Origin of the sequence: Citrobacter sp. MGH 55, assembly GCF_016906145.1 — a bacterium.
In the GTDB taxonomy this organism is placed as follows: Bacteria; Pseudomonadota; Gammaproteobacteria; order Enterobacterales; family Enterobacteriaceae; genus Citrobacter_A; species Citrobacter_A amalonaticus.
Genome location: NZ_CP070239.1, coordinates 833327 through 846261, shown reverse-complemented (window position 1 = coordinate 846261; position 12935 = coordinate 833327). Strand labels below are relative to the sequence as shown.

At 54.1% G+C, this 12935-nt stretch carries 11 protein-coding genes; 3 read left to right on the top strand and 8 right to left on the bottom strand.

Annotated elements, in window-relative coordinates:
• Nucleotides 1-24: 24 nt before the first annotated feature.
• On the bottom strand, nt 25-657 hold the full coding sequence (locus tag JTI98_RS03395; RefSeq protein WP_231500465.1) for a hypothetical protein: 633 nt from the start codon (nt 655-657) through the stop codon (nt 25-27).
• Nucleotides 658-685: 28 nt separating this feature from the next.
• A complete protein-coding gene (locus tag JTI98_RS03390; RefSeq protein WP_042998436.1) occupies nt 686-1165 on the bottom strand; it encodes an Hcp family type VI secretion system effector in 480 nt (159 codons plus the stop codon).
• 376 nt (nt 1166-1541) lie between these two features.
• Here JTI98_RS03390 and malP point away from each other — a divergent pair, with 376 nt between their 5' ends.
• Both malP and malQ read left to right on the top strand, forming a co-directional pair.
• Complete coding sequence (gene malP, locus JTI98_RS03385) at nt 1542-3935, top strand: maltodextrin phosphorylase (protein WP_216081918.1); 2394 nt, start codon at nt 1542-1544, stop codon at nt 3933-3935.
• 9 nt (nt 3936-3944) lie between these two features.
• Nucleotides 3945-6032 carry a 4-alpha-glucanotransferase gene (gene malQ, locus JTI98_RS03380; RefSeq protein WP_216081917.1) on the top strand — a complete coding sequence of 696 codons (2088 nt, stop codon included), beginning with the start codon at nt 3945-3947 and terminating at the stop codon, nt 6030-6032.
• A gap of 37 nt (nt 6033-6069) precedes the next feature.
• Here the strand turns inward: malQ and gntT are convergent, their stop codons facing one another.
• The 3 genes from gntT to gntX all read right to left on the bottom strand — a co-directional run bounded on the left by gntT (nt 6070) and on the right by gntX (nt 9026).
• Nucleotides 6070-7386, bottom strand: coding sequence for a gluconate transporter (gene gntT, locus JTI98_RS03375; RefSeq protein WP_042998433.1), 1317 nt, complete (start codon nt 7384-7386; stop codon nt 6070-6072).
• Between the two features lie 322 nt (nt 7387-7708).
• Entirely contained in the window at nt 7709-8284 is a 576-nt protein-coding gene (gene nfuA / locus JTI98_RS03370; protein ID WP_042998432.1) for a Fe-S biogenesis protein NfuA, read from the bottom strand.
• 58 nt (nt 8285-8342) lie between these two features.
• On the bottom strand, nt 8343-9026 hold the full coding sequence (gene gntX, locus JTI98_RS03365) for a DNA utilization protein GntX (protein WP_216081916.1): 684 nt from the start codon (nt 9024-9026) through the stop codon (nt 8343-8345).
• A gap of 37 nt (nt 9027-9063) precedes the next feature.
• Here gntX and bioH point away from each other — a divergent pair, with 37 nt between their 5' ends.
• Nucleotides 9064-9834, top strand: a complete 771-nt coding sequence (gene bioH / locus JTI98_RS03360; protein WP_216081915.1) for a pimeloyl-ACP methyl ester esterase BioH — start codon at nt 9064-9066, stop codon at nt 9832-9834.
• A 158-nt stretch (nt 9835-9992) separates the two neighbouring features.
• Here the strand turns inward: bioH and feoC are convergent, their stop codons facing one another.
• From feoC to feoA, 3 genes are read right to left on the bottom strand one after another with little or no spacing between them, the layout of a single operon-like run.
• On the bottom strand, nt 9993-10229 hold the full coding sequence (feoC, locus tag JTI98_RS03355; protein WP_044326699.1) for a [Fe-S]-dependent transcriptional repressor FeoC: 237 nt from the start codon (nt 10227-10229) through the stop codon (nt 9993-9995).
• Nucleotides 10230-10238: 9 nt separating this feature from the next.
• Nucleotides 10239-12560 (bottom strand): Fe(2+) transporter permease subunit FeoB, encoded by a 2322-nt coding sequence (feoB, locus tag JTI98_RS03350; RefSeq protein WP_044326698.1) that lies wholly within the window; start codon nt 12558-12560, stop codon nt 10239-10241.
• A gap of 18 nt (nt 12561-12578) precedes the next feature.
• Entirely contained in the window at nt 12579-12806 is a 228-nt protein-coding gene (feoA, locus tag JTI98_RS03345; protein ID WP_012908346.1) for a ferrous iron transporter A, read from the bottom strand.
• Nucleotides 12807-12935: the final 129 nt, after the last annotated feature.

The following is a 12935-nucleotide window of genomic DNA, read 5'->3' as shown; positions in this document are numbered from 1 at the left end:
CCACCCCAATCACAACCCCCGACACTACCGCTTTAGCCATGTCCATTGAAATATCGACCAGAAAATCCACCATCTGATAATCTGTTTAAAAATCAATTCGATGGCTCGCCAGGCCAGAGAAAAATAGAGGCAATATCTGACACCACTGCTGATACTGTTGTAAAGCCCACGTTTACCGATGGCCATTTCCAGTATTTGCGGATGCCTGGCACCGTAGCGGGTCCCGTTAAGAATACGGCGTAACGCAGGGTATCCCGTAATTTTTATATAGGCTTTGCCGCCCACGTTGTACTCGATCGCTTTTATTTTTAATACAGTAAAGTTAAAAACCAATTCGTTAGCCGGGTTGTAATATGTTGTGAGCTTAGACAGACTGCGAAAGGCATCCAGTCCATCTTTCATATTCCCCGGCGCTGCGCGGTACGAAAAAAACTGATCAATTCCTCCCATTAAGTCATCCACGACTTGCTGTGCTTCTTCTATCGTCAACAGGAGGATATGGTGGTGTTGTGTGATGAATGATCCATCCATAAAAGCCATATCGCGCTGCACAGGGTTCATTGAACTCCAGTGGATGTCTGCTGAGCCGCGCAGCGGATCGCCATCGGGATGACGTGAAGTGTTCTCGTACAACGAAGAAGAGGGACGATGACGCATGCTATTTCCTTATATATGTTATTCAGACTCAGAAGAGCCGGTCGCTCCAAAAGCTAAAGGCGCTGGTGCTCGCCATACAGTGTTCCCAACTGATGGACTCATACGTAAAACAAACACGTTCCTGTGCTTCGTTTCCATGTTCAATAATATTATGTGGCACAATTATTTTGATGTTAGAAATATGAGCTTTGAATAGTTTAATTTTATAGTAGATCTCCTGTTGACCTCCTGGATTAACGCGATACAGGTCGAGTTCACACTCAAGTGTTTCGTTATCGTTGATGGCTTTGCTGAGTAACGGCGACGAACGGTCAACGGGCTTAATTATTTGCAATTCATGATGACAAACATTTTGTTGCCGTGATGTTTCATGTTCAAGTGCGTAAATCATTATCTGATCAATATGACGGGTTTGAGATTTATTACCTATTGAACTCCGGGAGCCGCACTGCGCTGATATATCTCCCTGAATCTCTCCTGTCAGCGTGAGCCAGGATAAATGGGACATATTATTTCCTTTTAATTTATTAGTGGTGATAATATATTAAAATACAATAAAATTAGTGTGCGCTTGTATTATTGTCATTTCAACTGGTTTTGTTTTTATATGGACTTGAAACCAGAGAGATTCTTCATATCCGCGTTATATCATTTCTTCCCTGATTCTGTGATTAGAGCCAGGTAAAATATAAAAATGGTTTAAAATAAGTGTATGACTGTGAACTGAACAGTCGGGTGCGGTACGCGAGAGTGGCACCGATCACACTTTTACGCTCATCCCCACTACTCCTCCCCGCCTAATCAAGAGTGGGATGAGGAAGGTCAACATTGAGCCTGGCAAACTAGCGATAACGTTGTTTTTTACCAAAGGACCCGGAATTCCTATGTCACAGCCAACCTTCAATCAAGAGCAATTTCAGGCAGCCCTGACACGTCAGTGGCAGCGTTTCGGTTTACTGTCAGCTCACGAGATGACGTCCCGTCAATGGTGGCACGCCGTCAGCGGCGCGCTGGCGGAACTTCTCAGTGCCCAACCTGTGGCGAAACCGGCGAAAAATCAGCGCCATGTGAACTACATCTCGATGGAGTTCCTGATTGGTCGTCTGACGGGGAATAATCTGCTTAACCTGGGCTGGTATCAGGCGGTGAGCGATGCGCTGAAAGCGTACGACGTCCAGCTTACCGATTTGCTGGAAGAAGAGATCGACCCGGCGCTGGGCAACGGAGGATTAGGGCGTCTTGCCGCCTGCTTCCTGGACTCAATGGCGACCGTGGGTCAATCTGCCACCGGTTATGGTCTGAACTATCAGTACGGCCTGTTCCGTCAATCCTTTGCCGACGGCCAGCAAATGGAAGCGCCGGATGACTGGCATCGCGGCAGCTATCCGTGGTTCCGTCATAACGAGCAGCTTGATGTGCAGGTGGGTATTGGCGGTAAGGTGACAAAAGGCGGTCACTGGGAACCCGGCTTTGTGATTACCGGGCAGGCGTGGGATCTGCCGGTGCTGGGCTACCGTAACGGCGTGGCGCAACCGCTGCGTCTGTGGCAGGCCACTCACGCTCATCCGTTTAACCTGACCAAATTTAATGACGGCGATTTCCTGCGTGCGGAACAGCAGGGGATTGACGCCGATAAACTGACCAAAGTGCTTTACCCGAACGATAACCACACGGCGGGTAAGAAGCTGCGTCTGATGCAGCAATACTTCCAGTGCGCCTGTTCAGTGGCAGACATTCTGCGTCGTCATCATCTGGCTGGCCGCAAACTGCATGAGCTGGCGGATTACGAAGTCATTCAACTGAACGATACCCATCCGACCATTGCGATTCCGGAACTGCTGCGCGTGCTGCTTGACGAGCATCAGATGAGCTGGGACGACGCCTGGGCGATCACCAGCAAAACGTTCGCCTATACCAACCATACCCTGATGCCAGAAGCGCTGGAGTGCTGGGATGAGAAGCTGGTGAAAGCGCTGCTGCCGCGTCATATGCAGATCATCAAAGAGATTAACGATCGCTTTAAGACGCTGGTCGATAAAACCTGGCCTGGCGACAAGCAGGTTTGGGCACAGCTGGCGGTGGTTCACGACAAACAGGTGCGCATGGCGAACATGTGCGTCGTCAGCGGCTTTGCGGTCAACGGCGTTGCCGCACTGCACTCCGATCTGGTGGTGAAAGATCTGTTCCCGGAATATCACCAACTGTGGCCGAACAAGTTCCATAACGTGACCAACGGCATCACGCCGCGTCGCTGGATCAAACAGTGCAACCCGGAACTGGCTGCGCTGTTTGATAAAACGCTGAAGAAAGAGTGGGCGAACGATCTCGATCAGTTGATCAATCTTGAGAAGTACGCTGATGATGCTAAATTCCGCAAGACCTGGCGTGATATCAAGCAGGCCAATAAGGTACGTCTGGCTGAGTTTGTGAAAGTTCGTACTGGGATTGAGATTAACCCGCAGGCGATTTTCGATATTCAGATTAAGCGTCTGCACGAATACAAACGTCAGCACCTGAACCTGCTGCATATCCTGGCGTTGTATAAAGAGATTCGCGAAAACCCGCAGGCCGATCGCGTACCGCGCGTGTTCCTGTTTGGCGCGAAGTCGGCTCCGGGTTACTACCTGGCGAAAAACATCATCTTTGCCATTAACAAGGTGGCGGAAACCATTAATAACGACCCGAACGTCGGCGACAAACTGAAAGTGGTGTTCCTGCCGGATTACTGCGTGTCAGCAGCAGAAATGCTGATTCCGGCGGCGGATATCTCCGAGCAGATCTCCACAGCGGGGAAAGAAGCTTCCGGCACCGGCAACATGAAGCTGGCGCTAAACGGCGCACTGACGGTCGGCACCCTGGACGGCGCGAACGTAGAAATCGCCGAGAAAGTGGGTGATGAGAATATCTTTATCTTTGGGCATACCGTGGAACAGGTGAAGGCGCTGAAAGCCAAAGGCTACGATCCGCTGAAATGGCGCAAAAAGGATAAAGTACTCGATGCCGTGCTGAAAGAGCTGGAGAGCGGTAAGTTCAGCGCCGGCGATAAGCATGCCTTTGATCAGATGCTGCACAGCATAGGCAAACAGGGGGGCGATCCGTATCTGGTGATGGCGGACTTTGCGGCCTACGTTGAGGCGCAGAAACAGGTGGATGTGTTGTATCGTGACCAGGAGGCCTGGACGCGTGCGGCGATCCTGAACTCCGCACGCTGCGGTATGTTCAGCTCGGATCGCTCCATTCGCGATTATCAGACCCGAATCTGGCAGGCGAAACGCTAAGGAAGCGCGATGGATAGCAAACGTCTGGATAATGCCGCGCTGGCGGCGGGGATCAGTCCCAATTATATCAATGCCCACGGCAAGCCGCAGTCAATTGGTGCCGAAACCAAGCGACGTTTGTTGGATGCTATGCACCGTACCGCTGCCGCCGCAAAGGTAGCGGTGACGGCGGTGCCGAATGTGATGGTCTACACCGCAGGCAAAAAGATGTCGCTAGCGGTAGAGGGACACGGTGAATTCAACTGGCTGTTGACCACCGAAGAGGGTGTGCAGTTTAAGGGGCACGCCACCGGCGGGAAATCCTTTACTCTGCCGACAAAGCTGCCGCTGGGTTATCACACGTTGACCCTGACGCAGGATGAACAGCGACACCATTGCCGCATCATCGTGGCGCCAAAACGCTGCTACGAGCCGCAGGCGCTGCTGACCGGGCAGAAACTCTGGGGTGCCTGCGTACAGCTCTATACGCTGCGTTCAGAGCACAACTGGGGAATCGGTGATTTCGGCGATCTGAAGTCAATGCTGGTGGATGTAGCAAAACGCGGGGGGGCGTTTATCGGCCTCAATCCGATCCACGCGCTCTATCCGGCAAACCCGGAGAGCGCCAGCCCGTACAGCCCGTCTTCACGTCGCTGGCTGAACGTCATTTACATTGATGTGAACGCTGTCGATGATTTTCGCCTGAGTCAAGAAGCGCAGGCCTGGTGGCAGATGCCCGATACGCAGAAAATACTGCAACAGGCGCGGGATGCCCAATGGGTGGATTACTCGGCAGTCACCACGCTGAAGATGACCGCGCTGCGCATGGCATGGAAAGGGTTTGCCACGCGCGACGATGAACAGATGGCGGCATTCCGGGCGTTCGTGGCTCAGGAAGGCGACAGCCTGTACTGGCAGGCGGCGTTTGATGCGCTGCATGCCTGGCAGGTGAAAGAGGATGAACTGCGCTGGGGTTGGCCTGCCTGGCCGGAAGCGTATCAGTCTGTTGATTCGCCGGAGGTGGAAAAATTCTGTCACGAACATCGTGATGAAGTGGATTTTTATCTCTGGTTACAGTGGCTGGCGTACATCCAGTTTGCCGCCTGCTGGGAAAACAGTCAGGGCTTTAAGATGCCAATTGGCCTGTATCGCGATCTGGCGGTGGGCGTGGCGGAAGGTGGGGCGGAAACCTGGTGCGATCGCGAGCTGTATTGCCTGAAAGCCTCTGTTGGCGCGCCGCCGGATATCCTCGGTCCGCTTGGACAGAACTGGGGCCTGCCGCCGATGGATCCGCATATCATTACGGCGCGTGCCTACGAGCCGTTTATCGAACTCCTGCGGGCGAATATGCAAAACTGCGGCGCGCTGCGCATCGATCATGTCATGTCGATGCTGCGGTTGTGGTGGATCCCCTACGGTGAAACCGCCGACCACGGCGCCTATGTTCACTATCCGGTCGACGACCTGTTGTCGATTCTGGCGCTGGAAAGTCAGCGTCACCATTGCATGGTGATTGGTGAAGACCTGGGTACCGTTCCGGTGGAGATTGTTGGCAAACTGCGAACCAGCGGCGTGTACTCTTACAAAGTGCTCTATTTCGAGAACGACCATGAGAAGAACTACCGTGCGCCGAAAGCGTATCCGGAACAATCAATGGCTGTCGCGACGACGCATGATCTTCCTACGCTCAAAGGTTATTGGGACAGCGGTGATTTGACGCTGGGTAAAGCGCTGGGACTGTATCCTGATGAAGTGGTGCTGCGCGGACTGTATCAGGACCGTGAGCGGGCGAAACAAGGGCTATTAGATGCGCTGCACAAGTACGGTTGCCTGCCAAAACGTGCCGGGCGTAAAGCTTCGCTGATGGCGATGACGCCGATGCTCAATCGGGGGATGCAGCGTTATATCGCCGACAGTAACAGTGCGTTATTAGGGTTGCAGCCGGAAGACTGGCTGGATATGGCGGAACCGGTCAACATTCCGGGGACCAGTTCAGAGTACAAAAACTGGCGTCGTAAGCTCTCCGTGACTCTTGAAGCGATGTTTGCCGATGAACGGGTGAACAAGCTGATTAAGGATCTGGATAAACGGCGAAAAGCGGCAGCGAAGAAGACGTAAAAAAAAGAACCCGCCAACTGGCGGGTTCTTTTTAGCGTTAAACCACCGTTCCCAGCAGCAGACAGCCAATCAGTCCGCAGACAGAGATAATGGTTTCCAGCATCGACCAGGACTTGATAGTCTCGCCGATGGTCAGGTTAAAGTACTCTTTGAACAGCCAGAAGCCAGGGTCGTTTACGTGAGAGAAGATAACGCTACCGGAACCGACAGCGATAACCATCAGCTCAGGGCTGACGCCGGTGGTCGCGATCAGCGGTGCGACAATCCCACCCGCCGTAATTGCGGCGACGGTAGCAGAACCCAGCGCGATACGCAGAACGGCGGCGATAGACCATGCCATCAGCAGCGGAGAGATATTGGTTTCGTGCATCATGGACGCAATGTATTTGTCCACGCCGCTGTCGACCAGCACCTGCTTGAACGCACCGCCACCGCCGATGATCAACAGCATCATTGCGATAATTTTGATGGAAGAGGTCAGCGTATCGTTAATCTGATCCATTGAACGGCCACGGTTCAGACCGAAGGTGAACAGGGCGATCAGGACTGCAATCAGGGTTGCCATCACCGGGTCACCAAAGAACTCGGCAACAGGCAGGAACGCATGGCCTTTCGGCAGGATCATCTCTGCAATAGCGCGCATTGCCATCAGTACCACCGGAACCAATGAGGTCCAGACGCTGACGCCAAAGCTCGGCATCTCTTCTTCCGTGAAGGTTTTCGCGCTGTACAGACCTTCCGGGATCGGCTTATCGATGCCTTTCAGGCAGCGAGCGAAGACCGGACCCGCCAGAATGACGGTCGGGATTGCCAGGATCGTACCAAACAGCAGGGTTTTACCCATGTCGGCATGGAAAATGGTCGCGATAGCGGTCGGGCCTGGGTGCGGCGGCAGGAAGCCGTGCGTGACGGAGAGCGCCGCAGCCATCGGAACACCGACATACAGCAGCGGGATGTTAGCCGCGGCGGCAATAGTGAACACCAGCGGCAACATCAGCACAAAGCCCACTTCGTAGAACAGGGCAAAACCGACGGTGAAACCGGTTAATACCACGGCCCACTGAATGTGTTTCTTACCAAATTTCGCAATCAGCGTGGTGGCGATACGTTGCGCACCCCCGCAGTCTGCCAGCATTTTGCCGAGCATGGCACCAAAGCCCATAATCAGGGCAAGACTTCCCAGGGTGCCGCCGACACCCGCTTTGATGGAGCCAATGACTTTATCGAGCGGCATTCCTTGCATCAATCCAACCGCAAGCGCCACCAGGACGAGAGCGATGAAACCGTTCATTTTGAAGCGGATCATCAGGAGTAATAACAAAATTACACCGATAGCAACGATGACTAATGGCATGATTTACCTGGCCTTTCAATTTGTTATGGGTAACGTCAATGTTTTGACGACAAACTACGTTTGTCCCAACCGGGAACAGAGACGTAACGGCACCTCGACGGATTACCCTTAAAACTATCTAGTTTAGTCGGATGTGATGTGTGTGTTTGGTGCCCATATGAATGATACGGGTAACATAGGGTGATTGAGAATCACCCCGGCAGGCAAAATTTAAATTATGCGAGGCAGGTCAAATTATCGAAGAGGATATTGCTGAAGTCGCAAAGAGGGGCGCTATGCCCGATAAGCGTTAGCGCCATCGGGCAATACGCGAGCAGCGAACTTAGTAGTAGGAGTGTTCGCCGCGCTGGTGTTCGGTCAGGTCGCGAACGCCTTTCAGTTCCGGGAACTCGTTCAGCAGCTGCTTCTCGATCCCTTCTTTCAGGGTCACATCGACCATGGAGCAGCCGTTACAGCCGCCACCAAACTGCAGAATGGCGTAGCCTTCGTCGGTGATCTCCATCAGAGAGACACGACCACCGTGGCCGGCAAGCTGCGGGTTGATTTGCGACTGGAGCATATATTCCACGCGTTCCATCAGCGGCGCATCGTCAGCCACTTTACGCATTTTCGCGTTCGGCGCTTTTAGCGTCAGTTGGGAACCCAGTTGATCGGTCACGAAATCGATCTCAGCGTCTTCCAGATAGGGCGCGCTCAGCTCATCAACATAAGCGGTCAGCAGGTCAAATTTCAGGGCGGTGTCGGTTGCTTCCACGGCGTCCGGCGGACAATAAGAAACGCCACATTCAGCGTTAGGCGTACCGGGATTAATCACAAATACACGGATTTGTGTCCCTTCTTCCTGATTTGCCAGCAGTTTGGCAAAGTGCGCTTGTGCAGCATCGGAAATACGGATCATAGTAATGGCCTAATAGTTGACTATTTTAGTTGGTTATAATACGCCCATCATCGAGGCTCTACAAGGTTCGACACAGGCACCATACCTGGACAGTCGCCGCGCCGTTGCGTAAAAGCAGCTGTGCGATCTCCGCGACGGTACTCCCGGTCGTGATGACATCATCCACAACAACCATATGGAGTCCCTTCACCGGCAATTCAAGGCGAAAGGCATTTTTCAGGTTGCGCTTGCGCAATCTGGCACTGAGATGGTGCTGAGTGGCGGTAGGGCGAATGCGCGTAACGCTTCGACAGTCCCAGGGACAACGCAGCCAGCGAGACAGCGACTGGCACAACAGATCGCTCTGATTAAACCCCCTGCGCCAGTGGCGGCGCTGCCATAGAGGAACGCTAATCAGCTTGTCCGGCAGGGTCAGCCCGGTCTGACGACGCGCCTGCAATACCTCCAGCAGCAAAACGCGCGACAGCGCGGGGGCGATGTCGTTGCGCCGGGAAAACTTAAGTTGATGAATGAGCGTGCTGAGCGGCGGGGCATAATCGCTGACGGTAATCAGTCGCTGCCAGGGCGGCGGTTTTTGCAGGCAGCGCCCGCAGGCCATTGTGGGATGCGCGGAGGGGAGTCCACATCGTGGACAGAGCGAGACGTGCCGACGCGCAGCGCGTTCGCATACAGAACAGATCCCCCAACGACTCAGCGCCAGCGGCATTCGGCATAGCCAGCATAATCCCGGTACTGTTAGCATAGATTCATCCTTGTTGGCGAAAAGAGAACAGTAACTGATGAATGACATCTGGTGGCAGACCCGTGGAGAGGGAAATTGTCATCTTGTGCTGCTGCACGGATGGGGACTTAACGCCGAAGTGTGGCATTGCATTAGCGAGGAACTGAGCTCGCATTTCACGCTGCATCTGGTCGATTTACCGGGTTTTGGCCGCAGCCAGGGTCTTGGGGCCATGACGCTTGAGGAAATGGCGGAGCGCGTCCTGGAACTGGCGCCAGAGAGCGCTATCTGGCTCGGCTGGAGTCTTGGCGGGTTAGTGGCGAGCCAGGTGGCATTAACTCATCCCGAGCGCGTTCAGGCGCTGGTGACGGTGGCGTCATCGCCCTGTTTCAGCGCACGTGAAAATTGGCCGGGGATTAAGCCGGAAGTCCTGGCGGGGTTCCAGCAGCAACTGAGTGAAGACTTCCAGCGGACGGTAGAGCGCTTTCTGGCATTGCAAACGATGGGAACGGAAACGGCGCGTCAGGATGCCCGCGCGTTGAAAAAGACCGTGCTGGCGCTGCCGATGCCGCCGGTAGATGTGCTTAACGGAGGGCTGGAGATCCTGAAAATGGTTGATCTGCGCGAGTCACTGACATCGTTAACGGTACCGTTCCTGCGTTTGTACGGCTATCTTGACGGGTTGGTTCCCCGCAAGGTGGTGCCACTGCTTGATGCACTATGGCCAGCGAGCGAATCGCTGATCTTTGCCAGGGCAGCGCATGCCCCGTTTATTTCGCATCCTGATGAATTCTGTCAGACGCTGGTGGCGCTAAAGCAAAGACTGTAACGCGAAGAAAAATGCCCGGAAAGTGCCTTACTTACCGGGCCGGAGATTAATGGTTCCGCGCGATGCAGCATAATCTCGTCATCAGGAACGACGGTAACCACCAGTGGCAACGACGCACCATACAAACGCCGTGCTGCTTGCGGACTCTCCGTAATACCTTAACGCAGCGCCCACCATTCACGCAGGCAGGCTTTGCCTTCCGGGCAACTTTTGCAGCTTCCGGAGAGACAGCCGTCAGGTTCTTCCTGAATCCGCATAGCTTTACCCATCATTTCCAGTTGACTGAGCATGGCGTCGATCATCGGCTGCGGCGTATGCAATGTATGGCTGATTTGCGCTGCCTCCATGCGCCCCCGCAAGGCCAATAAATCGCGAACCTGAATGAGCGAAGCCATCGTGACGCCTTAGTGACAATCGCCGGTGGTTGTACTGGCGCAGCAGTCGCTGGCTTTTTTCCGCGTGGCCAGCAGATTGACATCCACCCGGCTACGCGCCCGGCGCAGCAGTCCCAGCACCACAACGTTAAACAGGATCACGGCCAGGATACAAACCAGACTGTAGCGCGGATGCTCACTGTAGCTGGCGACCTGGTAGAACAGGGTTGACAGCGAGTAGGCGATGTTCAGCCCCCACAGAATGGAGAAGCCCATCCAGCCGCGGCTCGATTCACGGGCAATTGCCCCCATTACCGAGATGCAGGGAACGTACAGCAGGACGAAAATCAGGTAGCTGTAGGCTGCCGCCGCGCTGCCAAATTTCGCATCCATGACGCCCATTGCGCCAGTCGCCATTTCTCCGTCGCCTTTGCTGGCTTCAATAGGGTTCGCCAGTACGCTGAGGCTGAAAGTATCTTTCAGGCTCTGCCAGGTTTCATCCAGCGCGCTCAGCAGCTCATCGCCAAGATTAAATTCAGCCGGATTAAATTCCTCATCCTGAATGTTTTCTGCGGTATAGAGCGTGTTGAGTGTACCGACCACCACTTCTTTCGCCATCGCGCCCGTGAACAGCCCAACCGTTGCCTGCCAGTTGTCTTCATGAACACCAATCGGTTTAAAGACGGGGGTGATGACGCGACTGACGGAGGCCAGCGCCGAATCGTTGATATTATCGACAATCTTGCCGCTGAGTGAAAAGCTGTTAAACGCGCTCAGGAAGATGCTGACAATGACGATCACTTTACCGGCGCGCAGCACAAACCCTTTCAGGCGCTGCCAGGTCTGGATGATCAGGCTCTTGATATGCGGGACGTGATAAACCGGAAGCTCCATAACAAACGGAGACGCTTCGCCACGCATGATCGTGTGTTTGAGCATCAGGCCGGTCAATACCGCCATCACAATGCCCAGCACATACAGGGAGAACACCGCCAGCGCGCCGTTCTGCCCGAAGAAGGCCGCCGCAAACACGGCGAAAATCGCCAGTCGTGCCCCACAGGACATGAACGGTGCCATCATGATAGTCATCAGGCGCTCACGTGGCGCATCCAGGGTGCGGGCCCCCATCACCGATGGTACGTTGCAGCCAAAGCCGACAATCAGCGGGACGAATGATTTGCCCGGCAGTCCCAGCGCCTGCATCAGACGGTCCATCACAAACGCTGCGCGCGCCATGTAACCGGAGTCTTCGAGGAACGAGAGGAACAGGTACATCATGCCGATCTGCGGAACCAGCGGCAGAACGGTGTTAATCCCACCGCCCAGCCCTTGGGCGAGGAAAATGGTCAGCCAGTCCGGGAAGTGAAGGGTATAACCGATCCACTGGATACCGTGAATAAAAATCGCCACAGAGCCAGCATCAAAAATAGGGGCCAGCGCGCCGCCAATGTTAATGGCAAGCAGGAACATCAGGTACATCACAAACAGGAAGATCGGCAGACCGAGAAAACGGTTGAGGATGATTTTATCCACCGCCGTTGTAAAGCGGCTGGGCTCTGCTGTTAAAGTGTTGCTCACCACGTCGCAGATCGCCGCAATGCACTGGTAACGCGCATCGGCGATATGCAGTGCCGGGTCGTCCATCTCGTCGCTCAGATGCGCCAGCGAAATATCCAGTTGCGCAGCAGCGTCACCGGCGTATGCCCGGCTGTAGATATCCCCTTCCAGCATTTGCAGGCCGAGCCAGCGGCGCTGTTGTACCGGCATTTCTTTAGCCATGGCGTTTGCCAGTTTATCGGCCTCACGCAGCAGCGGCTGGGCGTAATGCACCAGTTCAACGTTTTCGTTCTTGTTGTGGCGGTCAATCGCCAGCTTCAGCGCTTCGATACCGCGTCCACGGGTAGAAACCAGCGGGACGACCGGGCAGCCAAGGCGGGTTGAAAGGGCGTCGATATCAATGCGGATTTTCTGTTTTTCCGCAATGTCGAGCATGTTGAGTGCAACAATGCAGGGAATGCCCAGCTCAAGCAGTTGCAGCGTCAGATAGAGGTTACGCTCAAGATTTGAGGCATCTACCACGTTAATTAACAGGTCGGCGTCGCCACTCAGAATGTAGTGGCAGGCAATCTGCTCATCCAGAGAGGTTTGCGAAGAGATGGTAGTGAGCGAATACGTGCCGGGCAGATCGACCAGCGTGACCTGATGATCCGTGGTCGTGAATTGCCCCTCTTTACGTTCCACGGTGACCCCAGCCCAGTTGCCTACGCGCTGGCGCGCACCGGTCAGTTGGTTAAACAGGGTTGTCTTGCCGGAATTTGGATTACCAATTAAGCCAATGGTTAATTTTTTCATCGTTATAGACTCACTGTATTAACAGGAAACCGCTTCCACTTCTAATAATGCCAGGTCTTTTTTACGCAATACCAGGCTAACGCGACGCGTTTCAATATGGACAGGATCGCCTAAGGGGGCGACGCGCACCACGTTAAATGAGGAACCCGGGAGCATGCCGAGGGAAAGCAGTTTCTGACGGTATGCAGGACTTATTTCACGGGCAAAACCGGTAATTTTCCACGCAGTATCTGGAGTAAATTGCATAAGAGCCTACTTATTTCTCGCTAACTGGATGTTTACCTCATGGGGCAAAGGGGCGCGGCATGAGACCAGATGATTAGCCAACGAAGGAAAGAGTAAATAATCAACAATGCAATGATAATGAGAATGGTT

Excerpts from the sequence above, each read along its gene's own strand:
- JTI98_RS03395 (WP_231500465.1), bottom strand. The coding sequence starts at position 657 with ATGCGTCATCGTCCCTCTTCTTCGTTGTACGAGAACACTTCACGTCAT.
- JTI98_RS03390 (WP_042998436.1), bottom strand. The coding sequence starts at position 1,165 with ATGTCCCATTTATCCTGGCTCACGCTGACAGGAGAGATTCAGGGAGAT.
- malP (WP_216081918.1), top strand. The coding sequence starts at position 1,542 with ATGTCACAGCCAACCTTCAATCAAGAGCAATTTCAGGCAGCCCTGACA.
- malQ (WP_216081917.1), top strand. The coding sequence starts at position 3,945 with ATGGATAGCAAACGTCTGGATAATGCCGCGCTGGCGGCGGGGATCAGT.
- gntT (WP_042998433.1), bottom strand. The coding sequence starts at position 7,386 with ATGCCATTAGTCATCGTTGCTATCGGTGTAATTTTGTTATTACTCCTG.
- nfuA (WP_042998432.1), bottom strand. The coding sequence starts at position 8,284 with ATGATCCGTATTTCCGATGCTGCACAAGCGCACTTTGCCAAACTGCTG.
- gntX (WP_216081916.1), bottom strand. The coding sequence starts at position 9,026 with ATGCTAACAGTACCGGGATTATGCTGGCTATGCCGAATGCCGCTGGCG.
- bioH (WP_216081915.1), top strand. The coding sequence starts at position 9,064 with ATGAATGACATCTGGTGGCAGACCCGTGGAGAGGGAAATTGTCATCTT.
- feoC (WP_044326699.1), bottom strand. The coding sequence starts at position 10,229 with ATGGCTTCGCTCATTCAGGTTCGCGATTTATTGGCCTTGCGGGGGCGC.
- feoB (WP_044326698.1), bottom strand. The coding sequence starts at position 12,560 with ATGAAAAAATTAACCATTGGCTTAATTGGTAATCCAAATTCCGGCAAG.
- feoA (WP_012908346.1), bottom strand. The coding sequence starts at position 12,806 with ATGCAATTTACTCCAGATACTGCGTGGAAAATTACCGGTTTTGCCCGT.